Below are 23,356 nucleotides of genomic sequence, written 5' to 3'. Positions count from 1 at the left end.
AAATAAATTTTCCCGATGCATCCGTAGCTCAGCTGGATAGAGTACTCGGCTACGAACCGAGCGGTCGGAGGTTCGAATCCTCCCGGATGCACCATATTCTCCGTAACCTTCAGCAATGAAGGTATCGAAGAGATAGCGGTATTAACCGCAGGCAGCAGGGAGGATAACGTTGCGCTAGCAACGGCCCGAAGGGCGAACGCCAGTGAGTCATCCTCCCGGATGCACCATATTCTCCAAAAATTTCCTCCAAAAACATCTCATTTCTAAATAACTATTTTATCCATATCCTGAATAATCTTCCCCTTCGCATCGGCGACAAAATCAAGCAATTACGCTAAAGTAGCGTCATATTTTTCGACTTGCGAGAAGACAATGTACGAGCGTTATGCAGGTTTAATTTTTGATATGGATGGCACAATCCTGGATACAGAACCCACGCACCGTAAAGCGTGGCGTGAAGTATTAGGACGCTACGGTCTTCAGTACGATGTACAGGCCATGATTGCGCTTAATGGCTCGCCCACCTGGCGTATAGCCCAGGCGATCATTGAGCTGAATCAGGCCGATCTCGATCCCCATGCATTAGCCCGCGAGAAAACCGATGCCGTAAGAAGCATGTTGCTCGATAGCGTCGAACCGCTTCCCCTTGTTGAAGTGGTGAAAAGCTGGCACGGTCGTCGCCCAATGGCTGTCGGTACGGGGAGTGAAAGCGCCATCGCTGAGGCGCTGCTAACGCACCTCGGATTACGTCGTTATTTCGATGTAGTCATTGCTGCCGATCACGTCAAACACCATAAACCTGCACCAGACACGTTTTTGCTGTGTGCGCAGCGTATGGGCGTGCAACCAACGCATTGCGTTGTCTTTGAAGATGCCGATTTTGGTATACAGGCCGCTCGCGCCGCAGGGATGGACGCCGTGGATGTTCGCTTGCTGTGAGTGAGTCGCTGTCGCTCTTCTCGTTGTTTGCCAGTAGTTTTCTCAGCGCTACACTATTACCCGGCAATTCGGAAGTTGTGCTGGTCGCAATGTTACTTTCTGGGGTGAGTCATCCCTGGGTTTTAGTATTAACAGCAACAATGGGTAATAGCCTTGGAGGGTTAACTAACGTTATCCTTGGGCGTTTCTTTCCATTGCGCAAAAGATCGCGCTGGCAAGAAAAAGCCATTGGCTGGCTGAAACGCTATGGCGCAGTCACACTCTTATTAAGCTGGATGCCAGTGATTGGCGACTTACTGTGTCTGTTAGCGGGATGGATGCGCATCTCGTGGGGACCAGTAATCTTTTTTTTGTGCCTTGGTAAAGCGTTGCGCTATGTTGCGGTTGCAGCAGCCACCGTTCAGGGCATGATGTGGTGGCACTAATTGTAGGCCTGCACACATGGCCACCATTACAGTTATGCTAATTAAAACGATTTTGACAGGCGGGAGGTCAATTTGATCCCGGACGTATCACAGGCGCTGGCCTGGCTGGAAAAACATCCTCAGGCATTAAAGGGGATACAGCGTGGTCTTGAGCGCGAAACTTTGCGTGTTAATCCAGATGGCACTCTGGCAACAACCGGTCATCCTGAAGCATTAGGTTCCGCACTGACGCATAAATGGATCACCACCGATTTTGCCGAAGCGTTGCTGGAGTTCATTACGCCGGTCGATGGCGATATTGAGCATATGCTGGCCTTTATGCGCGATTTGCATCGCTATACCGCACGTAATATTGGCGATGAGCGGATGTGGCCGTTAAGTATGCCATGTTACATCGCGGAAGGTCAGGATATCGAACTGGCGCAGTATGGCACTTCCAATACAGGGCGCTTTAAAACGCTGTACCGTGAAGGGCTGAAAAATCGCTATGGCGCGCTGATGCAAACCATCTCCGGCGTACACTACAACTTCTCGTTACCAATGGCATTCTGGCAGGCGCAGTGTGGTGATATCTCGGGCGCCGACGCCAAAGAGAAAATCTCTGCGGGCTACTTCCGCGCTATTCGTAACTACTATCGCTTCGGTTGGGTGATCCCGTACCTGTTTGGTGCTTCTCCGGCAATTTGTTCTTCTTTCCTGCAAGGTAAACCGACGTCTCTGCCGTTTGAGAAAACCGAATGCGGCATGTATTACCTGCCGTATGCGACATCGCTACGCTTGAGCGATCTGGGCTATACCAATAAATCGCAAAGTAATCTTGGTATTACTTTTAATGATCTCTACGAGTATGTAGCGGGTCTGAAGCGGGCAATTAAAACGCCGTCGGAAGAGTACGCGAAGATTGGTCTTGAGAAAGACGGCAAGCGGCTGCAAATCAACAGCAACGTGCTGCAGATTGAAAACGAGCTGTATGCGCCGATTCGTCCGAAACGCGTTACTCGCAGCGGCGAGTCGCCTTCTGATGCGCTGTTACGCGGCGGCATTGAATATATCGAAGTGCGTTCGCTGGATATCAACCCATTCTCGCCGATTGGTGTTGATGAGCAGCAGGTGCGTTTCCTCGACCTGTTTATGGTCTGGTGTGCGCTGGCTGATGCGCCGGAAATGAGCAGTAGTGAACTTGCCTGTACACGCGTCAACTGGAACCGGGTGATCCTCGAAGGACGTAAGCCGGGGCTGACGCTGGGAATTGGCTGTGAAACTGCGCAATTCCCGTTGCCGCAGGTGGGCAAAGATCTGTTCCGCGATCTGAAGCGCGTCGCGCAAACGCTGGACAGCATTAACGGCGGCGAAGCGTATCAGAAAGTGTGTGATGAACTGGTGGCCTGCTTTGATAATCCCGATCTGACTTTCTCCGCCCGTATCTTACGGTCTATGATTGATACTGGCATTGGCGGAACTGGCAAAGCGTTCGGTGAGGCTTATCGCAATTTGTTACGTGAAGAGCCGCTGGAAATTCTGCGTGAAGACGATTTTATTGCCGAGCGCGAAGCGTCTAAACGCCGTCAGCAGGAAATGGAAGCCGCAGATACCGAGTCGTTCAAGGTGTGGCTGGAAAAACACAGCTGACAGAAAAGAAAAAGGCCACTCGTGAGTGGCCAAAATTTCATCTCTGAATTCAGGGATGATGATAACAAATGCGCGTCTTTCATATACTCAGACTCGCCTGGGAACAAAGAGTTCAGAATATTTTAAAAAAAATTACCGGAGGTGGCTAAATGCCGTTGTTAGATAGCTTCACAGTCGATCATACCCGGATGGAAGCGCCTGCAGTTCGGGTGGCGAAAACAATGAACACCCCGCATGGCGATGCAATCACCGTGTTCGATCTGCGTTTCTGCGTGCCGAACAAAGAAGTAATGCCAGAAAAAGGTATCCATACCCTGGAGCATCTGTTTGCTGGTTTTATGCGCAACCATCTTAACGGCAACGGCGTTGAGATTATTGATATCTCACCAATGGGTTGCCGCACCGGTTTCTATATGAGTCTGATTGGTACGCCAGATGAGCAACGTGTTGCTGATGCCTGGAAGGCGGCAATGGAAGATGTGCTGAAAGTGAAGGATCAAAATCAGATCCCGGAACTGAATGTCTACCAGTGCGGTACTTTCCAGATGCACTCATTGCAGGAAGCACAGGATATTGCACGTAACATTCTGGAACGCGACGTGCGTATCAACAGCAACGAGGAGCTGGCGCTGCCGAAAGAGAAGTTGCAGGAACTGCACATCTAGTCCGTTTAAGCAGAAGAAGCCGGGCGGTGATATCACTGTCCGGCTTGCCTGATGTGCGCCACCCGTACGTGACGGGCGGCAAAGTGGCATTAAAAGAGATATTTCATGCCCAGCATTCCCTGGGTATCGCTGTAACCATTGTCCCCCAACTGCTGGGCGACGTTGCCCCACAGTTGCAGACGCGGATTAAGCTGACCTTCCACCCCAACTTTTAACTCGCCGATGTTACGCGTGCCGATGATTTCATCGCTGATGCCATCCATCTTCACGCTGTAATTGCGGGAGTTATAAATCCAGTTGGTTTCCACGAAAGGCTGGAAGGAACGCGCTTTATGATCATCAATAGCATTATGACCTTGCAGGTACGCTTTCACCCCCAGACGCGTTTGCAGGTTACCTTCGGTGCTGTCCTCAACCAGAGTGCCATTGTCTTCAGTATGATTGTCTGCCTTCACATCCATCCACGTCAGTTGCATTTTAGGCTGCAACCAGTAGCTGGTGCGGGCATCTGAGCTTTCACCAAGACGGAAGGTATAACCCGCTTCAATGGCGGCGGTGATACCGTCAGAGTGATATTTTTCACTGGGCAGATACTCACCGGAAACGGTGTTATCAAACCAGTTATAGAGCAACCAGCTATCAACATAAGTCCCTGTTTTATCTGCTTCGTTAGCGTACCAGGTGCCATACACGCCAACACTGTAGCCGTCGATTTGCCCGCGTGAGTTGTACCCGGTCAGGTTGGAATGTGTGTGACTCTTACTGTTGGCATAGCCAGCCATCAGGCCGAGATGCCAGCGATCGAGAGCATTACTGCTCCATTGCGTAATATCGCCGCCAAGTTGCAGAACATAACGGTTGCTCTGGGTGTTCAGTTCATCCGAGCGATCCTTAAAGCGGTTATGCCCGCCAATGTTACGTAACCACAGGCTGGTCACTTTCTGCTCGCCGGTCAGCAGGTCGGTGTATTGTGTTTCCCCCAGACGGTCATGCAGTCGGGTATTAAACAGCGTATTTGCCGCCTGAATATTGGCCAGATAGCTGCCAATCTCCGGGCGATACTGATGCTTTCTTTCCGGCTGCGGTTCAGGTGAAGCGGGTGTGTAAGGCGAAGGCGTGTAAGGTGAAGGTGTATCGGGAATTACAGGGTCAACAGGTGGTATAAGTGGGGTTTCACTGGTTAAGTACCAGTTCTGATCGTCACTTTTCGTCACGTTATAATCATAGGCTCCGGCAACAATACGGCCTTCTTTACTAAACGTCCCCTCAGATGCCCCCGTTATTTCAACAATGCGGATACCTTCAAGCGTATCGGCGCCCTGACCACCGGCATTGTGAACACTCACACGGGTATGACCAGACGTGTTGCCTTTTACAATTAATTTATCGGTCGTGGAATTATCATCGCCGAGTTCGGTACGCATAACTAACAAACCGTTATTAGCGGTGTAATTGCCATTGATGGTGAGTGTGGCAGGCGTCAAATTGTTGCCATTTTTTGAGGATGATAGCGTTGCCGTACCTGCCAAATCCAGCGCATTTAAGGTTTGTGAAAAACCGTCTAAATCGATATTTCCTCCACTGGAGACGGCATAACTGGAGTTCGGGCTAAAGGTATCGTTGATACCGGCGCGCAGGGTGCCTTTACTAATATTTGTTTGACCAGAATAAGTATTTGCGCCAGTTAAAGTAGTGACTCCGGAACCCGCCTGGTTAACCTCGCCTTTGCCAACGATATCTGCCGCCAGGATAAAATCTTCGCTGGAATGGTTGAAATTAATCTGGGCAGTACTATTCCCGACATCGCTTCCCATATGGATAATCGGCGTCTTGATTGTTCCCGCTTTCTGTTCGGCTTCTCCCTGCGCTCCACCAATGTTTAGAATACCGGTGCTGGTTTCGTCCATTCCAAGCCAGATAAATTGATTCGCGCTGACCGTGGCATTATTACTAACGGTAAGAATACCTTTTGCATCGTTCAGCAATGAGCCCAATCCCCCAAGGGAGATAAACTCATTCACGGCTAATGAAGAATTGTCACCATCAACCAGGGTTTCGCCGTATCCCGTTCCCTGAAAATTCTCCATATTTCCATTAAAGCCAATGATCATATCAACCGATGAGGTAAGATGACCGCCATGAGTGATTTCGAGTTTACCCGTCCCCTGATCGCCTACCATCACATACCGTGCGGCAACGGATGACCCCTCACCGTCAATAACGACCTGTCCCTGCGCCTGGTAATTAAATTCACCAATTCTGAATTCATTTAAATCGGTGATAGTACTGCCGCTAAGGACCATTAAGGTTCCTGAGCCGCCATTGGTTCCTAAATAAATATCACGTTGGTTAGGCGACGCATGGCTAAGTGTCAGATGAGAGTTATTTTCTAATTTTATTGTCCCTGACGTCGCATTACCTATGACGATTTTAGAAGTAGTCAGATCCCGCCCATCTATATTCAACGTTCCTTCACTTGTTGTTCCAACATTAAGATAACGAAATTGATCCCATACTGGTGAGTTATTTTCTGATGAAGATAAGGTTACGACATCATTATTATTGATTGTCACATCGCTGTTGATAGTGGTTGGTGGTGTCCATGCCTGGGAAACTGGTATTGATAACACGGTCGAAATAGCTATTGCCAGCGTTGACAAGGGATGCTTTTTGATATTCATAAAGTTCCTTCTCATCCTTATGATTTAATTTTAGATAAATAATCAACTCACAGTAACTACGTAAAAAAATAGATTTTAACGTCTTTGGAACAGGTTACTGTTCTATCAAATGAAGAGTAGTGCGTGAAACCAATGTTTATAAATCAGTTTAACTTATGATTAATTTGATATTAATTTATTTTGATGGTTTAGGCGTTGCGCTGAAAAATAAGTTGCATAGTCTTCTGTAGTAAAAATCTTTAAATATCTTAATTGGTAAAAAATGATAAAAAGAAAAATGAGAAAAATCATCGAGATGTTTGTTGTCGATTTGTTTTGAATTTAATAATAGTAATGAATTAGTTTCATGTTTATTGTTTACACATCTTTTTAGAGATGAAAAACACCAGGATTTTTATCAAAAAATATAGTTGTCGTACATCGATGAAATGTATTCAAAATATGAGATAAAATACACCATTATTAGGAAAGATATAAATATGTTTTATTTTTCTGTCTATTTTTCCTGATTACTCAACTGTTTATTAAGCAATCCTGAATAATGGCATCATTTGGCGCTGATAAAAAACGTTTACAGAATAAGCAAAGAAAAAGGGAGCCGCAGCTCCCTTTGACAACGTTAGTGCGCACCGCCTCCGCCACCACCTGCACCAAATGGCGGCCTGGCAAACCACACCAGCCCCAGCAGGACGAGGAATATCCCGGCTGACATCCAGAAGATCTCATTGGCGGAAATAATCAGCCCCTGATTGGTGATCTGCTGGGCAATCCAGCCGGAAGCCTGCTGTTGCGTCATTCCCAGTCCTTCCAGTTGATGGTACATCGCCTGGGCGTTCGGGTTATATGGGTTCACTGATTCGGTCAACTGCGCATGGTGCAGCGACTCGCGGTTAGTCCACATAGTCGTCGTAATGGACGTGCCGATAGAACCCGCCAGCGTTCGCGTAAAGTTGGAGAGACTCGACGCCGCTGCCAGTCGTTCCGGTGGCAAACCAGAGAGCGTAATGGTGGTCAGCGGCATAAAGAAGCAGGCCACCGCGAAGCCCTGGATAAACTGCGGCCAGGCCGATGCACCAAAATCCATACCCGGTTCAAAAGTATAAGCACGCCAGTAAAAGCAAACGGCATACATAATAAAGCTGAAGGTTACCAGCCGACGCATATCCAGTTTATGCGCAAAACGACCAATAATCGGCGACAGGATCACCGGAATAATCCCTACCGGCGCAGACGCCAGCCCTGCCCAGGTTGCCGTGTAGCCGTATACCTCCTGCAACAACTGCGGCAACAGAACAATAGCGCCGAAGTAGAGCATATACGCGAGGCTGATACACAAGCAGCCAATAGTGAAGTTGCGCGACTTAAACAGTGACAGATCGACTATCGGGTTATCGTCGGTCAGCTCCCAGACAATGAGGAAGCTGATAGCCACCACTGCCACCACGGTGAGGACGATAATTTCCTGTGATGAGAACCAGTCCAGCTCTTTACCCCGGTCGAGCATAATCTGCAGACTGCCGATACCAATCACCAGCAGTGCCAGCCCCACAGCATCAATTCGCCGCCTTTCTGTGCGGGTTTCGCGTCCGCGCAGGGTTTGCAGTGTCATCAACACCACCGCCACGCCAATTGGCACGTTGATGAAGAATATCCAGCCCCAGTGGTAATTGTCACTGATATAACCGCCGAGGATTGGGCCGCAAATTGGCGCGACAATTACCGTCATCGACCACAACGCCAGCGCGATCGAGCGTTTGGCAGGCGGGTAGTTATTCAGTAATAGACTTTGCGAAAGCGGGATTAACGGCCCGGCGACAATCCCCTGAATCACGCGGAAGAAGATCAGCATATTCAGGCTGCTGGAGACACCACACGCCCACGAAGCAATAGCAAAGGCGATGGTTGACCAGAGGAACAGCTTCACTTCCCCGACGCGCTTTGCCAGCCAGCCGGTAAGGGGGATCGAGATGGCGTTTGCCACCCCGAAGGAGGTGATCACCCACGTTCCCTGGCTGAGCGATGAGCCCAGGTTTCCGGCGATAGTAGGGATCGCCACGTTAGCAATGGTGGAGTCCAGCACCTGCATGAATGTCGCCAGTGACAGCGCAATGGTCATAATGACCAGTTGCGCGCCTTCCAGCGGTTTTTGCTGTTGCATCACACGCACCTCTGGATTAGCCAGCGTTAGCTTTTACGATATCGTCGATCAGTTTATTGACAGGTGCCAGGCTGATTTCACGCGCAGTGCTTACCGCTACCGGCATAGAACGTACTTTGTTTGCCAGTACCTGACCGTCACGGTTAGTGGTATTGACACTCACCAGCGTGGACAAACCGATGCGCAGTGGGTATTGCTCCAGCTGTTTCTGATCCAGTTCAATACGAACAGGCAGACGCTGAACGACTTTGATCCAGTTACCGGTGGCGTTTTGCGCCGGAAGCAGCGAGAACGCGCTACCCGTACCCATATCCAGACCGACCACTTTACCGGTGTATTTCACATCATCGCCGTAAATATCAGTGGTAATAGTGACCGGCTGACCGATGCGCATATTGGCAATCTGCGTCTCTTTAAAGTTGGCATCCACCCACATATTGGTCGCCGGAACGACCGCCATCAGCGGCGTTGTTGGGCTAATTTGCGCACCAGGCTGTACGGCTCGGCGGGAGACATAACCGGTCATTGGGCTGACAATACGGGTACGTTCCAGCGCCAGCCAGGCATTACGTACTTCAGTTGCGGCCTGTTGCACGGCAGGCTGATCTTCCAGTTTAGTTCCCAGAATCATCGCCTGATTAGCATTGTATTGTTGAATGGCGACATCCAGTTGCGCCTGGGCGCTGGTGACGGCATCGCGGGCGTGTTGCAGTTCTTCACGACCAATCAGGTTGGCATTGCCCAGCGGCACACGGCGGTTGTAGTCGCTCTGTGCTTTAGCGAGGGCGATTTTCTGCACCTCAATATTCGCCTGCAACTGCTTGCTGTTAATCATCAGCTGGTGGGTTTGACGAACGCTGGAAGCCAGTGCAGTTTTGGCTTTTTCAAACGCCTGGCGAGCATCAGTCGGGTCGAGAGTGACCAGCACATCGCCTTCTTTTACAAAATCGGTGTTATCGGCCCAGACTTTCGTCACGCTGCCTGACACCTGAGACATAATTTGAATCTGATTCCCTGCCACGTATGCGTCATCGGTCTCTTCAAAATGACGCAGTACCAAAAACCAATAAATTCCTATCGCTACGGCAATAATGATAAAGAGCAAGGTGAGAAGGAGGAGCAGACGCTTACGTTTGCCGCTCTTCTTTACCGGTTGCTGCGGGTTTTGAGTCTCCGCATTTGCGCTCATATTGTTCTCCACGATCTTCTTAACTCATCGGCTGAGCCGACCTGCTTGCCAAAAAGGCCAGCACGTTGCGATGCTGGCCGGTCAGTTTTTCTTTTATAAATCTGGATTTTTGAGCGAGATGACGCGTTAGCTCATCGCTTCGAGGACCATGCCGTCTTGTTCCATCTGGTCGAGACGGGAGAGCAACTTGCGGGTGATTTGCTCAAGCTGATCTTTTTCGCTAGTGCTGAGTGCGGACCAGAGTTGATGCAGGCAGTTATGCTGCGGCGGTAAAACCTCGCGCAAAAACTCGTGACCTTTTTCCGTTAATTGCAGATGCAGACAGCGGCGATCGTTATCGCTTTCACGACGCTCGATCCAACCGCGTTTTTCCAGTTCATCGGCAATACGCGTCGCATTGGTACGGGATGATCCAAGAGCACAACTTAATTCAGAAGGCTGAATACTGTGGTTTTCCTGAGACTCCAGCGTAATCAACGCCATAAACAACGTCTCGTTAATCCCCTGAGCCTTCAGCATTTTATTGCGGTTCTCCAGCAGCTTGCTCTGCATATGCATACAAAGACGGGTCAGAAGGATTTCCTGGTAAGGAAAATCTTCGTGGCGGCTGGCGCGAAATTTTAGCATTTGTTCAATGGGCGTAAACGAACTATCCATTTGGGTATGACCTCATTAATTTCAGCCGATATAGTAACGACAGTGACAAATAAAGTAAATGTATTGTTTTAGAAAAATGATTCTTGTGGGTTATATAATCGCCATCACTTTCCAGGCGAGCCCGTAGGCCAGCGCACTTAGCAGTGTCGGGACGATAATGCTGCGTGTTTTATAGAAACTGGCACCCAGTACCGCAAAGCCGACCAGCGTGGGCACGAAACGACGTGTATCGTGCATCACTTCTGGTGCGGTAGAGACAACCAGCAGAGCACAAATCGAGGCTATGCCAATGGTGTCGAGCAAAATACCCACCGCACCACGTTTGGTTGGGCGGGCATTACCCACACGCAGGCGCAGCGGCAAATAGCGAAAGCAGTAATTAACCGCGCCAACCAGTAACCCAAGCAGCAGAACCTCATAGCTCATCGGGCGCTCCTTGCCAGAATGCCTGAATTAGCGCAGTGAGGCAGCCACAGACAATGCCTGCCAGAATGGCGACGGGGATAGAAAATAGCGTTACGCCCGCAAGGGCGCCGATTAACGCTGCGGTAACGCAAAGGGATTGTTTGCGCTGGAAAGAGGCGAGCAGAAAACTCATAAAGAGCGCCGGTAGCATAAAGCCTAATGCTGCTTCAACGGCTGGATAACCTTGCAGCAAACCGCTGCCGGAGAATGCCCCTATAACCGTACCAAATACCCACGATGACCATGAACTGAAGGCAATGCCAATCATCCAGTTCTCGCTCCAGCGGCGATTATTGCGCACCAGCTTTGCCGTTGCTGCGGCAAAAACTTCATCCGTCAGGCCAAACGTCCACAATGCAGTTTTCGATTTTTGCAGACGCTGAACAATGCGGCTACGCAACGATGGGCCATACAGAACATGGCGAACATCCATTGCCATGACGGTCAGCGCAGCGACCCATAAACTACTCCCGGCTGCCAGCATCGTGGTAATGACGAACTGACTCGCGCCTGCATAAATGATGCAGGAGAAAAAAACGCTTTCGAGAGGAGAGAATCCCAGACGGGTCGCATTCAGACCGAAAGCAAAGGCCACCGGAATATAACTAATAACAATCGGTAAACTGTCTTTGCATCCTTCCATGAAGGTCGCCGAACCAGAAGCAGGCAGAGGAGTAGGGCTTACCATAGAGTGTACGCTTAACGACTGTTAAAATTATAAATAGACTGAATGAATATCTTAACCTTATCAGACTGATGGGCTTCTTAACACCCTTATAAGTGTAAAGCCACGAAAACGGTTGCTGATTGTCTAAATAGCGGCTTCCTGACGATGAAAACCTCGCCACCAGACTAACAGATTAACCAGGGCAATCGTCGCACCAGCCAGACAAACGCCAGCCCAACCGGCATGTTGCCAGGCAGAGGCCGAAATCAGTGAACCGGCGGCACCGCCAATAAAGTAACTGGTCATATAGCCTGCGGTCAGACGATTACGTGCATCAGGATAAATACGATAAATCACGGTTTGATTGGTGATATGCACGCCCTGTACGGTGAGATCCAGTACCAGGATGCCGATAATCAGCGCCAGCACGGAAGTGTGACCAAACCAGATCGCCAGCCATGAGAGCAACAGCAGCAGTAGGCCGAAAGTTGTTGTCAGGTGCGATTGACCCTTATCGGCAAAACCACCTGCCGGACGTGCGCCCAGCGCCCCAGCGGCTCCTGCAAGGCCAAACAGACCAATCGTTCCATCGCTGTAGTTAAAAGGCGGTGCGGCAAGCAAAAAGGCCATTGATGTCCACAGAATGCTGAAGTTAGCAAAGGTCAGGCAGCCCAGCACCGCGCGGGTGCGCAGGATCTTATCGCTGATAAACATGCTGAAAACGGAACCTAACAACTGTGGGTAGTTGAGGTGCGTCTCAGATTTCATCTGCGGCAGGCCGCGCCACAACGCCAGCGCCATTAGCGCCATTAATACTGCTGCGACCCAGAAAACGGTGCGCCAGCCGCCGAGATTTGCCAGCAACCCGGCAACGGTACGCGCCAGCAAAATGCCCAGTAGCAGGCCGCTCATAATAGTGCCAACCACCTTGCCGCGTTTTTCTGGTGAGGCCAGTGTTGCCGCCAGCGGAACCAGAATTTGTGCCACGACCGAGAATAAACCCGTTAATGCCGTACCGAGGATCATCATCGCCAGTGACTGACTGCTGGCAGTGATTAACATGCCACCGGCTGCCAGTAAGGTCATTGAGACGATCAGCCTGCGGCGTTCAAACATATCACCCAGTGGAACTAGAAATAGCAGACCGGCGGCATAACCTAGCTGCGCGGCGGTGACAATAAAGCCCGCCGAACTGGCAGAAAGGGAAAAGTTACGCGCGATGGTGTCGAGCAATGGCTGGGCGTAATAGTTGCTGGCGACCGCCAGACCGGTGGCGATCGACATCAGCACGATCAGCGCCGGGCTAAGCTCGTGATTGGGTTTAGTCATTATTGTTGTTTATCAGGTGATGATTAGTCTGAAAAGCAATAATAGCGGATGTTTATGGATGTGGGGTGAAAGATTGATTGTTGAAATGTGCGGTGTGATTTGTAGGCATGATAAGACGACGCCAGCGTCGCATCAGGCATTGTGCACAGAAGGCGGATGCGGCGAAAACGCCTTATCCGCCCGAATAAAAATTACTTCTGCGCTGCCAGCGCCTCATTTACCCAGCCATCGAACTGCTGCTGGTGGGCTTTGATCCAGCCATCAACGTGACCCTGAATATCGCCTTCTGAGGCCTTGCCGTCATGCATAATGGCGTTCTGGGCGTTAATGTCCGCAACCGGTAACTGCATAATGGCAAACAGTTTCGCTGCCGCCGGGTTTTTCTCGGCCCAGGCTTTGTTGGCAACGATATGCATGGTGCTGACCGGGAAGCCGTAATTTGCGCCATTCGGCAGTTTAGTGTCAGCATTTTTATCGCCCGGCAGTGCGGAGAACGGCACCTGCAACCAGACCACATCTTTCCCTGGCTTCAGCTCATTACTCACCCAGTACGGCGTCCAGGTGTAATAAAACACCGGTTTGCCCTCTTTGTAGCGACTGATGGTGTCGGCCATCATCGCTGCGTAGTTCCCCTGATTATGCGTCACGGTGTTGGTCAGTTCATACGCAGCAAGCTGGTGATTAATGGCACCTTCGCAGCCCCAGCCGGGGTTACAGCCGGTTAAATCCGCTTTGCCATCGCCATTGGTATCAAACAGTTTGGCGATCTTCGGATCTTTCAATTGTGCGATGTTGGTGATTTTGTACTGGTCGGCGGTTTTCTTATCGATCAGGTAACCCTGTGCCGCGCCGTTAACAAATACCCCTTCACGATAAAATTTCTTATCGCCACCGGCAGCTTCGTACATGTTGTCATGCAGCGGCGTCCAGTTCACTGCGGTAAAGGTCGCATCGCCGGAAGCAAGCGAGGTGTAGCCAACGTTGTAATCCACTTCGCTGGGTTTATTGACGGTATAACCTAATTTCTCCAGCGCACGGCTGACCAGCAGCGTCTGGAAAGTTTCTTCAGTGATGGTGCTTTGAACCGGATTAACGGTAATGCCTTTGCCCGGCAGATCGGCAGCAAAAGTTTGTGTAGAGATAAGCGTGGCAAACGCTGTCGCAAAAAGTACGCTATGTCGCATTGTTATTCCTTTTTTTGGCAGGGTGATAATGCCCGGCGTCACCGGGCAAGTGCAGAGTTACTTAATGAATGGGCGGGTCAGCAGACCAACAGGGCCAGTGGTGTACCAGCGACGGTTGCCGCGACTGCGTGAGTCGCGCCCAACGGCCTGCGTCAGGCGATCGAGGATAATGGCGAGGATCACAATCCCGACGCCGCCAACGGTGGCAAGCCCCATATCCAGACGACCGATACCGCGCAGAACCATCTGACCCAGCCCACCGACGGCAATCATCGAGGCAATGACCACCATAGAAAGCGCCAGCATCAGCGTCTGGTTGACGCCCGCCATAATGGTCGGCATCGCCAGCGGTAACTGAACTTTGAACAGCATCTGGCGCGGGCTGGCACCGAATGAGCGCGAGGCTTCAATCAGATCCGCCGGAACCTGATTAATCCCCAGAATGGTCAGACGGATAATCGGCGGCAGAGCAAAGATGATGGTCACCACTACGCCCGGCACGTTGCCGATACCAAACAGCATGACGATTGGCACCAGATAAACAAACGCGGGCGTAGTCTGCATGGCATCAAGCAGTGGACGGATTATTTTCGCTGCTCGCGGACTTCTCGCCAGCCAGATCCCCAGCGGCAGACCAATGACGATACAGAACAGCAGGGCGGTTAATACCAGCGCCAGGGTGACCATTGCTTGCGACCATGCGCCAATCGCGCCGATAGCAATCAGTGAAACTAATGCCGCAACGCCCATACCGACGCCGGAAATCTGCCAGGCGATTAGAGCGAAAACGATAATCGCCACAGGTGCGGGCATACCCAGCAGCAGTTGCTGGAAACCGTTGAGGATGTAATCCACCGGAACACGCACGCCCTGGAAGAGGGGACGGAAATGGGTGACTACCCAGTCGATCCCTTCGGTTACCCAACTGTCGAGCGGGATCAGCGTCTTATGGAACGGATCGAGAATATTAAAATGCTCGACGTTTGGCGCAGGCGTACTGGTCAGCCAGTCAGCGCCACCGCCATCAGTTGGTGCAGGAGCCGGTGTACCCCAGGCGTCTGCGGATTGTGCGGCGCTGTCCGCCGCTGGCGTGGTATCCCACGGATTGTTTTGATCAGCCATTGTTTACCCCCTCACGATCTAAAGCGCGCAGCAACATTCCTTTCGAAATGATGCCGACATACTGTTGGTCCTCGTCGACCACGGGCACCGCACAGGGCGCCTGTCCGACATGAGAGAGCAACTCGCTAAGAGGCGTTTGCGCATCGACCGCTAACGGCGCATCAATCAGCGCCGCATCAAGACCTTGCTGCTGTGTTAATGCTGCTTTTAACGAATCGATAGAGACTGCGCCGACAAACTTATTACCGCGTTCGATGACGTAACCATATTCGCGGTCTTCATCCTGCAATAATTTCAGTGCCGAACGCGGGCCGAAACCGGGCGTTTTACGAATTAAGCCATTAGGGCTGCGGCGGGCAATATCTTTTGCGCTGAACACCTGGCTAATATCAACACCACGGAAGAAGGTACGGACATAATCATTCGCCGGATTATTGAGAATTTCATCCGGTGTACCGACCTGAACGACTTCACCATTTTGCATAATGGCAATTCTGTCGCCAATACGCATAGCTTCGTCGAGATCGTGAGAAATAAATACAATGGTGCGCTGATGTTTCGCCTGTAATTTTACCAGCTCATCCTGCATCTCGGTGCGAATTAGTGGATCGAGCGCCGAGAAGGCTTCGTCCATTAATAAAATATCCGGATTGATGGCTAACGCGCGGGCTAATCCCACACGTTGACGCATCCCGCCAGAGAGTTCATCCGGGTAGCTGTGGGCATAATTTTCCAGCCCGACCTGACGCAGTGCATCAATGGCTTTTTCCCGGCGTTCTTCGGCATTAATTCCGGCCAATTCCATACCAAACGCAGTATTGTCCAGCACGGTCATATGCGGCATTAAGGCAAAGGACTGGAAGACCATCGCAATCTTTTTTCTGCGCACCTCACGGAGTTCGGCGTCGGATATTTTGGCAATATCCACACCGTCAATTAGTACTTGTCCACGGGTGGGTTCAATCAGGCGATTGAGAAGGCGTACCATTGTGGATTTACCCGAACCGGATAATCCCATGATGACAAATATCTCGCCTTCTTCAATGGCCAGACTGGCGTCTTTTACGCCAAGCGATAGCCCTGTTTTTTCCAGAATTTGTTCTTTTGAAAGTCCTTGTTCGATATATTTGAAAGCTCTCTGTGGATGCTCCCCAAATATTTTATAAAGATTTTTAATTTCTAATTTAATTGCCATGCAATAGAAAGATTCCTGTTATTTGTTTATGTCGATATATTACCCGATGGAAATAGTCACTTTTTTCTACCCTAACATACTGAGAATCTGAGGCAACCCCTGAGGGCAAATGTGGCATGAATATTGACGTGAGCAAATTGCCGGAATTTCCCGTGATATAAGGGCTGAGAGCAAATCGAGAAAAGTTGATATTTTTTGTTATAGATAGCGAAAAAACTCCTGAATATTGTAGTTTCAGGCGAATAATGCAACAGAGTATCAGTGTAGATCACCACAAAATACTTGTGTGATAAAAAGCTACTTAATGGAAATTATTTCCCTGCTGTGGTTGATGATATTTTTTAAAATAACCGTGTCAGAAATTCCAGTCTTCGTCTTCTGTTTCGACCGCTTTTCCCATCACATAAGAGGAGCCAGAACCGGAAAAGAAATCGTGATTTTCATCGGCATTCGGCGAAAGCGCGGCGAGGATTGCCGGATTCACTTCCGCCATTTCTGCCGGGAAAAGCGGTTCGTACCCCAGATTCATTAATGCTTTATTAGCGTTGTAGCAGAGAAACGCTTTTACATCGTCAGCCCACGGGGTTTCGGCGTACAGCTCATCGGTGTATTGCAGTTCGTTGTCGTAGAGTTCCAGCAACAAATCGAAGGCAAAACTCTTTAACTCTTCGCGTTGTGCCTGGGAGGTTTTTTCCATGTTTTTCTGATATTTATAACCGATGTAATAACCGTGCACTGCTTCATCGCGGATAATCAGACGGATCAGGTCTGCGGTATTGGTCAGCTTACCGCGACTGGAAAAATACATCGGCAGCCAGAAGCCGGAGTAGAACAAAAATGATTCCAGAAAGACACTGGCGATTTTCTTTTTCAGCGGATTATCGCCGCGATAATGTTGCTGAATAATCTGTGCTTTTCGCTGCAACGGCGCGTTTTCTTCACTCCAGGCGTAGGCGGCATCGACATCTTTTGTCTGGCACAACGTCGAGAAAATCGAGCTGTAAGAGCGGGCATGAACCGCTTCCATAAAGCTGATATTCGATAATACCGCCTCTTCATGGGGCGTGAGCGCATCGGGCATCAGCGAGGGTGCGCCGATAACATTTTGCAGCGTGTCGAGCAGCGTCAGGCCAGTAAAAACACGCATCGTCAGTTGTTGCTCTACGGCGCTTAATGTCTGCCAGGCGGGGATATCGTTCGACAGCGGCACTTTTTCCGGTAGCCAGAAATTACTGGTCAGGCGATTCCACACCTCCAGATCTTTATCATCAGTAATCTTGTTCCAGTTGATGGCGCTGATACGTGAGAGTTTCATAAGCAATCCTTAGAGCGCGCAGGAGACGCAGCCTTCAATTTCAGTACCTTCCAGCGCCATCTGACGCAGGCGAATGTAATAGAGCGTTTTGATTCCCTTACGCCAGGCGTAAATCTGCGCTTTGTTGATATCGCGGGTGGTGGCGGTATCGGGGAAAAACAGCGTCAGCGACAGCCCCTGATCGACATGGCGTGTCGCTTCGGCGTAGGTGTCGATAATCTTTTCCGCGCCGATTTCGTAAGCGTCCTGATACAGCGCCAGATTCTCATTCGTCATAAACGGGGCAGGGTAGTAAACGCGCCCGGTTTTGCCCTCTTTGCGGATCTCCACTTTCGCCACAATCGGATGAATACTCGATGTGGCATGGTTGATATAAGAGATGGAACCGGTTGGTGGCACCGCCTGGAGGTTCTGGTTGTAGATGCCGTAGCGCATCACGTCGTCGCGTAACTCTGCCCACATTTCACGAGTAGGTAATGTGATACCGCTACGAGCAAACAGTTCGCCAACTTTCGCCGTTTTCGGCTGCCAGTTACCTTGCAGATATTGGCTAAAATATTCACCGCTGGCATAGCGCGACTGTTTGAACCCGGCAAAGGTTTCACCGCGTTCGCGCGCCAGCAACATTGAAGTACGCAGGGCGTGCCAGGTGATGGTGTAGAAATAGAAATTGGTGAAATCCAGAGCTTCCGGTGAACCATAGGCGATGCCTTCCCGCGCCAGATAACCGTGTAAATTCATCTGCCCCAGCCCGATGGCGTGCGAGGCGGCATTTCCGGCCTCAATAGACGGCACGCTGCGGATATGACTCATATCTGACACCGCCGTCAGACCGCGCACGGCTGTTTCTATCGTGCGGGCAAAGTCAGGGGAATCCATGGTGTGGGCAATATTCAACGAACCTAAATTGCAGGAAATATCATGGCCTGTGCGTGCATAGTCGAGATTCTCGTCATACTCTGAGGCGCTGTTAACCTGCAAAATCTCTGAGCAAAGATTGCTCATATTTATGCGTCCGGCAATAGGGTTAGCACGGTTAACCGTGTCTTCATACATGATGTAGGGATAGCCGGATTCAAACTGGATCTCCGCCAGCCGCAGGAAGAAATCACGCGCATTGATATATTTTTTGCGGATGCGTTCGTCGGCAACCAGTTCGTCATAGTGTTCGCTGATGGCAATATCGGCAAACGGCTTGCCGTAAACCCGCTCAACGTCATAAGGCGAAAACAGTGCCATCTGCGCATTCTCTTTCGCCAGATGGAAGGTGATATCCGGGATCACCACGCCCAGCGACAGCGTTTTAATGCGGATTTTTTCGTCGGCATTTTCCCGTTTCGTGTCGAGAAAACGCAGAATATCGGGATGATGAGCATGTAAATAGACTGCACCAGCCCCCTGACGAGCGCCGAGTTGGTTGGCATAGGAAAATGCGTCTTCCAGCATTTTCATCACCGGAATTACGCCAGAAGATTGATTTTCAATACGTTTAATTGGCGCGCCCGCTTCCCGCAGATTCGACAGCAAAAATGCTACGCCGCCGCCGCGTTTCGACAGTTGCAGTGCGGAATTTACCGCCCGACCAATCGACTCCATATTGTCTTCAATACGCAGCAAAAAACAGGAAACCAGTTCGCCGCGCTGCTGCTTACCGCAGTTGAGGAATGTTGGCGTGGCTGGCTGAAAGCGTCCTGACAGCATTTCATCGGTCAGTTGCAACGCCAGCGTCTCATCGCCTTGTGCCAGCGTCAGCGCCACCATCGTTACTCGATCGGCAAAATCTTCCAGATAACGTTTACCGTCGAATGTCTTCAACGTATAGCTGGTGTAAAACTTCCATGCCCCGAGGAATGTCTGGAAACGAAAACCGCTGGTGTGTGCGTGGGCAAACAGCGTAATGACAAAGTCGCGAGAGTAGCGATTAAGAACGCTTTCATCATAGTAACCTTCGTTGACCAGCCAGTTCAGGCGCTGCTGCTGGCTACTGAAGGTCACACTGTTCGGACGCACATGCGTCGCCATAAAGGCGTCAACGGCCTGGCTGTCTTTATCGAACTGAATGCGGCCTGCGCTATCGTAAAGGTTAAGCATCGCATTCAGAGCGTGGTAATCCATCGTTTCCTGCGTCAGGCATTCTGCGGTTGTCGTTGCCAAAATTCTGTTACTCCTTTACGAACGTTTTCGATATCGCTTTGCGTACCCATAAGTTCAAAGCGGTACAGCCTCGGCACACCGCATTTCCGGGCAATTACATCTCCGGCGCGACCATACGCCTCACCAAAGTTGCGATTACCCGAAGCAATAACGCCGCGAAGCAACGCCCGGTTATGCTCGTCGTTTAAAAAGCGAATCACCTGTCGTGGCACAGCGCCAGCCGTACCGCCACCGCCGTAAGAGGGCACGATCAGGATGTAAGGCTCGTCTACCTGGATCCGTTCCCGCTCATTGAGTGGAATGCGCACGGCGGGTAGCCCTAAACGTTCGATAAAACGCTGCGTATTTTCGGAGCTGCTGGAGAAGTAGACGAGCTGGCTCATGCACTGGCCGCGTGTGGCGCTGGATGCAGACGGTTGATCATGTCCGGGCGGAAACCAGACCAGCTAAGATCGCCTGCAATCACTACCGGCAACTGACGAAAGCCCTGAGCACGCAACGCTTCCGCCGCTTCAGGAACGCGATCGACATTAATCATTTCAAAATCAAAGCCCCGGTTTTCCATCGCCCGTTTGGTGGCGTGGCACTGAACGCAATCGTTACGAGTGTAAATAGTAATGCTCATGATTCGTATTTCCGTTTAAAATGAAGATACGGCGCGATGATACGCGTCGGGTTGTCTCTCTGTTGATACAGGGATACTAGATGTAGTTGAAAAAAGATTCAACCATACAAGATATGGGAAATTTCGATAAATCTCACCGCCGTTGAGTGGCTCAACGGGGTAGGGGGTTTTGTGTTCTATAGCCGGGTGATTACCCGGCATCAGGAAATTACATCCGCATGGAAACGGCCAGGCGGTTAAAGCAATTCATCAGTCCGATGGCAAAAGTCAGGTCGCTGATCTCTGCTGCGCTGAAATATTCAAGCAGAGGTTGATAAACGTCGTCTTCTGCATGGGTTCGGGCAATATCGGTCACCGATTCCGCCCATGCCAGCGCCGCCCGCTCGCGATCGTCAAAATGATGGCTCACCCGCCAGCCTGCAAGAGCGTCCAGCTTGTGCTGTGGCACACTGGATTTGCGTAATGCTTTACTGTGCATCTCCAGACAAAATGCGCAGCCGTTGATTTGCGAGACGCGCAAATAAACTAACTCCATCAGTGTGGTATCCAGCGCACTATTTTCCAGCGCCGTTTTGGCCTGCACCAGCGCGCTATACACTGCCGGGCTAAGTTCGTAGTAAGGCTGACGTAATGTAGTCATACAGTTTCTCCTCTTATTAACGCCCGCAATGTAGCACTATAATGGACTGCTAAAGAGAGCCATAAATTACCTAAAAAAGCAGACCATATGCCGCGCTATCAGGATATCGCCCGTCAGTTAAAAACGGCTATTGAGCAAGGGGAACTGAAACCCGGCGCAAGGCTACCTTCCAGTCGTACCTGGTCGCAGGAGCTGGGCGTGTCTCGATCCACCGTCGAAAATGCTTATGCTGAGCTGGTGGCACAAGGATGGCTGGTACGGCGGGGGCAGGCAGGCACCTTTGTCAGTGAGCAGATACATCCCCAACAATCCGCTGTGGATGTGCTTGCCTTTGCCGGTGAAAGCCAGCAACCGCTGCCATTCCAGATGGGATTACCCGCACTCGATCTCTTTCCGCGTGAGCTGTGGGCGCGGGTGATGGGGCGTCGCCTTCGTACCCAGACGCGCTTTGATTTGGCGTTAGGCGATGTCTGTGGTGAGGTGGCGTTGCGCGAGGCAATTGTTGATTACTTACGCGTCTCACGCGGGATTGAATGCCAGCCAGAACAGGTCTTTATCACTCATGGTTATGCAGCCTCAATGGCCTTAATTCTGCACGCGCTGGCGAAACCGGGAGACAGGATGTGGATGGAAGATCCTGGTTTTCCGCTGATTCGCCCGATTGTTACTCGCCACGGTGTGGAAATTTTACCTGTGCCTGTTGATGACAACGGACTGGATGTCGCAAGCGGAATGCAAAATTATCCTGATGCACGTTTTGCTCTGATAACTCCTGCGCATCAAAGCCCGCTCGGTGTTGCGCTCTCTCTGGCGCGCAGGCATCAGGTGTTGGCGTGGGCAGAGCGTGCGCAGGCGTGGATTATTGAAGACGATTACGACAGTGAATTCCGTTATCACGGTAAGCCATTACCGGCACTGAAAAGCCTCGACGCGCCGCAGCGGGTGATTTATGCCGGAACATTCAGCAAATCGCTATTTCCTGCATTGCGCTGTGCGTGGCTGGTGGTGCCGGTGGAGCAGATTGCACAATTCCGCCAACAGGCGTCACGGGAGCCATGTGCAGTGCCTGTTCTATGGCAGAACACACTGGCAGACTTTCTTCACGAGGGGCATTTCTGGCGGCATCTGAAGAAAATGCGTCAGCACTATGCTCAGCGTAGGCAGTGGATTGAGCAGGCGCTTACGCAACAAGGATTCCAGGTTGTGCCACAAAAAGGGGGCATCCAGATGGTTATCAGCATGGTGGGCGACGATATTGTCCACGCGCGTAAAGCCAATGCTGCTGGCCTTGCGGTACAGGCACTTAGCGACTGGCGTATCTGCTCAAGTGGGGAAGGAGGATTGCTTCTCTCGTTTACCAATATCGTTAGCGAAAGCATGGCGCAGCAGGTGGCACAACAATTACGCGGTGCCTTAAGTTAAAAACCCCGAAGTCAGGCTTCGGGGTCAAAGACGCGTATTTATTATCATTGTTGCATTACGATTTGCGTATGCTTAACAGCGCGCCGATAAAAATACCTACCGCAGCTGCTGTACCCACGCTACACCAGGGTCTTTCACGAACAAAAGAATCTGCGCAGCCAACTGCATCGCGCGCGGCTTGCTGGACGCGAGTACGACCATGCATCCGCGCTCTGGTTTCTTTCAGTAGAGCCTGAGCTTTACTGCGTGCGGCTTCGGCTTCACCTTTTGCGTCGCTGCCCCAGGACCTCAATACAGATTCGAGACTGTCGGCTAATTGATTGACATCATTCTGAATATCCTGCACGCCATCATCGACGTCGTTGCGGTTCGGTCTGTTAAACATATGATCCCCCATTAGAATTCGATGTAATTTTCAGTGTAGACCATAATTTTCTTAACAGAGATTCATCGCGGCTTTATGGACTTTTCTGAAAGCGTTGGGAATGCGCAATCAGGTAAGGTAGGCGCGCAGTAGATAATAACGAGGATAAAATATGTATTTACGACCAGACGAGGTGGCGCGCGTACTTGAGAAAGTCGGTTTTACTGTCGATGTAGTAACCCAGAAAGCATACGGTTACCGCCGTGGGGAACATTATGTCTATGTTAACCGCGAAGCGAGAATGGGACGTACCGCACTGATAATTCATCCAACATTAAAAGAACGTAGTTCCACACTGGCTGAACCTGCTTCCGATATTAAAACTTGCGATCATTACCAGCAATTTCCGCTCTATTTAGCGGGTGAACGTCATGAGCATTACGGTATCCCGCATGGCTTTAGTTCGCGTGTTGCGCTTGAACGTTATTTGCATGGCTTATTTGGCGAAGCCAGTTAAAGACGCGACTGGCG

General features: G+C 50.7%; 22 protein-coding genes and 1 tRNA gene. 7 read left to right on the top strand and 16 right to left on the bottom strand.

Annotated features, from left to right (window positions below; all coding sequences use genetic code 11):
- The first annotated feature begins 17 nt into the window (after nucleotides 1-17).
- From WES_RS05230 to luxS, 5 genes are all read left to right on the top strand, one after another.
- Nucleotides 18-94, top strand: a tRNA-Arg gene (locus WES_RS05230).
- A gap of 278 nt (nucleotides 95-372) precedes the next feature.
- Nucleotides 373-939: a fructose-1-phosphate/6-phosphogluconate phosphatase gene (yqaB, locus tag WES_RS05235; protein ID WP_000273322.1), complete on the top strand. Its 567-nt coding sequence runs from the start codon at nucleotides 373-375 to the stop codon at nucleotides 937-939.
- Entirely contained in the window at nucleotides 936-1,364 is a 429-nt protein-coding gene (locus WES_RS05240; RefSeq protein ID WP_000004483.1) for a YqaA family protein, read from the top strand. Before yqaB ends, WES_RS05240 begins: the two co-directional genes overlap by 4 nt.
- A gap of 72 nt (nucleotides 1,365-1,436) precedes the next feature.
- On the top strand, nucleotides 1,437-2,993 hold the full coding sequence (gene gshA, locus WES_RS05245; protein ID WP_016159592.1) for a glutamate--cysteine ligase: 1,557 nt from the start codon (nucleotides 1,437-1,439) through the stop codon (nucleotides 2,991-2,993).
- A gap of 149 nt (nucleotides 2,994-3,142) precedes the next feature.
- The gene (gene luxS, locus WES_RS05250; protein WP_001130203.1) at nucleotides 3,143-3,658 is read left to right on the top strand and encodes an S-ribosylhomocysteine lyase; all 516 of its coding nucleotides are present in this window, start codon (nucleotides 3,143-3,145) and stop codon (nucleotides 3,656-3,658) included.
- An 89-nt stretch (nucleotides 3,659-3,747) separates the two neighbouring features.
- Here luxS and WES_RS23760 read toward each other — a convergent pair whose 3' ends face one another.
- The 15 genes from WES_RS23760 to WES_RS05325 all read right to left on the bottom strand — a co-directional run bounded on the left by WES_RS23760 (nucleotide 3,748) and on the right by WES_RS05325 (nucleotide 21,039).
- Nucleotides 3,748-6,339 (bottom strand): autotransporter outer membrane beta-barrel domain-containing protein, encoded by a 2,592-nt coding sequence (locus WES_RS23760; RefSeq protein WP_016235251.1) that lies wholly within the window; start codon nucleotides 6,337-6,339, stop codon nucleotides 3,748-3,750.
- A gap of 619 nt (nucleotides 6,340-6,958) precedes the next feature.
- Entirely contained in the window at nucleotides 6,959-8,497 is a 1,539-nt protein-coding gene (emrB, locus tag WES_RS05260; RefSeq protein WP_010350384.1) for a multidrug efflux MFS transporter permease subunit EmrB, read from the bottom strand.
- A 16-nt stretch (nucleotides 8,498-8,513) separates the two neighbouring features.
- Entirely contained in the window at nucleotides 8,514-9,686 is a 1,173-nt protein-coding gene (gene emrA / locus WES_RS05265; protein ID WP_016159589.1) for a multidrug efflux MFS transporter periplasmic adaptor subunit EmrA, read from the bottom strand.
- Nucleotides 9,687-9,812: 126 nt separating this feature from the next.
- The gene (gene emrR / locus WES_RS05270) at nucleotides 9,813-10,343 is read right to left on the bottom strand and encodes a multidrug efflux transporter EmrAB transcriptional repressor EmrR (protein ID WP_000378436.1); all 531 of its coding nucleotides are present in this window, start codon (nucleotides 10,341-10,343) and stop codon (nucleotides 9,813-9,815) included.
- 90 nt (nucleotides 10,344-10,433) lie between these two features.
- Entirely contained in the window at nucleotides 10,434-10,769 is a 336-nt protein-coding gene (gene ygaH / locus WES_RS05275) for an L-valine transporter subunit YgaH (RefSeq protein WP_000119757.1), read from the bottom strand.
- Nucleotides 10,759-11,496, bottom strand: coding sequence for an L-valine exporter subunit YgaZ (gene ygaZ / locus WES_RS05280; RefSeq protein ID WP_016159588.1), 738 nt, complete (start codon nucleotides 11,494-11,496; stop codon nucleotides 10,759-10,761). Before ygaZ ends, ygaH begins: the two co-directional genes overlap by 11 nt.
- A 123-nt stretch (nucleotides 11,497-11,619) precedes the next feature.
- Nucleotides 11,620-12,804 (bottom strand): MFS transporter, encoded by a 1,185-nt coding sequence (locus WES_RS05285; protein WP_000165720.1) that lies wholly within the window; start codon nucleotides 12,802-12,804, stop codon nucleotides 11,620-11,622.
- 191 nt (nucleotides 12,805-12,995) lie between these two features.
- The gene (gene proX, locus WES_RS05290) at nucleotides 12,996-13,988 is read right to left on the bottom strand and encodes a glycine betaine/L-proline ABC transporter substrate-binding protein ProX (RefSeq protein WP_001216525.1); all 993 of its coding nucleotides are present in this window, start codon (nucleotides 13,986-13,988) and stop codon (nucleotides 12,996-12,998) included.
- Nucleotides 13,989-14,045: 57 nt separating this feature from the next.
- Nucleotides 14,046-15,110 (bottom strand): glycine betaine/L-proline ABC transporter permease ProW, encoded by a 1,065-nt coding sequence (gene proW / locus WES_RS05295; protein WP_000774968.1) that lies wholly within the window; start codon nucleotides 15,108-15,110, stop codon nucleotides 14,046-14,048.
- On the bottom strand, nucleotides 15,103-16,305 hold the full coding sequence (gene proV, locus WES_RS05300; RefSeq protein WP_000985481.1) for a glycine betaine/L-proline ABC transporter ATP-binding protein ProV: 1,203 nt from the start codon (nucleotides 16,303-16,305) through the stop codon (nucleotides 15,103-15,105). Before proV ends, proW begins: the two co-directional genes overlap by 8 nt.
- Nucleotides 16,306-16,660: 355 nt before the next feature.
- Nucleotides 16,661-17,620, bottom strand: coding sequence for a class 1b ribonucleoside-diphosphate reductase subunit beta (gene nrdF / locus WES_RS05305; protein ID WP_016159587.1), 960 nt, complete (start codon nucleotides 17,618-17,620; stop codon nucleotides 16,661-16,663).
- A 9-nt stretch (nucleotides 17,621-17,629) separates the two neighbouring features.
- Nucleotides 17,630-19,774 carry a class 1b ribonucleoside-diphosphate reductase subunit alpha gene (nrdE, locus tag WES_RS05310; protein WP_016159586.1) on the bottom strand — a complete coding sequence of 715 codons (2,145 nt, stop codon included), beginning with the start codon at nucleotides 19,772-19,774 and terminating at the stop codon, nucleotides 17,630-17,632.
- On the bottom strand, nucleotides 19,747-20,157 hold the full coding sequence (nrdI, locus tag WES_RS05315) for a class Ib ribonucleoside-diphosphate reductase assembly flavoprotein NrdI (RefSeq protein ID WP_016159585.1): 411 nt from the start codon (nucleotides 20,155-20,157) through the stop codon (nucleotides 19,747-19,749). Before nrdI ends, nrdE begins: the two co-directional genes overlap by 28 nt.
- Nucleotides 20,154-20,399 carry a glutaredoxin-like protein NrdH gene (nrdH, locus tag WES_RS05320; protein ID WP_000028864.1) on the bottom strand — a complete coding sequence of 82 codons (246 nt, stop codon included), beginning with the start codon at nucleotides 20,397-20,399 and terminating at the stop codon, nucleotides 20,154-20,156. Before nrdH ends, nrdI begins: the two co-directional genes overlap by 4 nt.
- A gap of 208 nt (nucleotides 20,400-20,607) precedes the next feature.
- Nucleotides 20,608-21,039, bottom strand: coding sequence for a carboxymuconolactone decarboxylase family protein (locus WES_RS05325; RefSeq protein WP_016159584.1), 432 nt, complete (start codon nucleotides 21,037-21,039; stop codon nucleotides 20,608-20,610).
- An 87-nt stretch (nucleotides 21,040-21,126) separates the two neighbouring features.
- Between WES_RS05325 and WES_RS05330 the strand changes: the two genes are divergently transcribed.
- Nucleotides 21,127-22,461, top strand: a complete 1,335-nt coding sequence (locus WES_RS05330) for a MocR-like pyridoxine biosynthesis transcription factor PdxR (protein WP_001138441.1) — start codon at nucleotides 21,127-21,129, stop codon at nucleotides 22,459-22,461.
- A 55-nt stretch (nucleotides 22,462-22,516) separates the two neighbouring features.
- Here WES_RS05330 and WES_RS05335 read toward each other — a convergent pair whose 3' ends face one another.
- The gene (locus WES_RS05335; protein ID WP_010352475.1) at nucleotides 22,517-22,846 is read right to left on the bottom strand and encodes an ElaB/YgaM/YqjD family protein; all 330 of its coding nucleotides are present in this window, start codon (nucleotides 22,844-22,846) and stop codon (nucleotides 22,517-22,519) included.
- A 151-nt stretch (nucleotides 22,847-22,997) separates the two neighbouring features.
- Between WES_RS05335 and WES_RS05340 the strand changes: the two genes are divergently transcribed.
- On the top strand, nucleotides 22,998-23,342 hold the full coding sequence (locus WES_RS05340) for a DUF2002 family protein (RefSeq protein WP_000281310.1): 345 nt from the start codon (nucleotides 22,998-23,000) through the stop codon (nucleotides 23,340-23,342).
- Nucleotides 23,343-23,356 lie beyond the last annotated feature (14 nt).

The organism is Escherichia sp. KTE31, assembly GCF_000407925.1.
GTDB lineage: Bacteria > Pseudomonadota > Gammaproteobacteria > Enterobacterales > Enterobacteriaceae > Escherichia > Escherichia ruysiae.
This window is presented reverse-complemented; position numbering and strand designations above follow the sequence as displayed.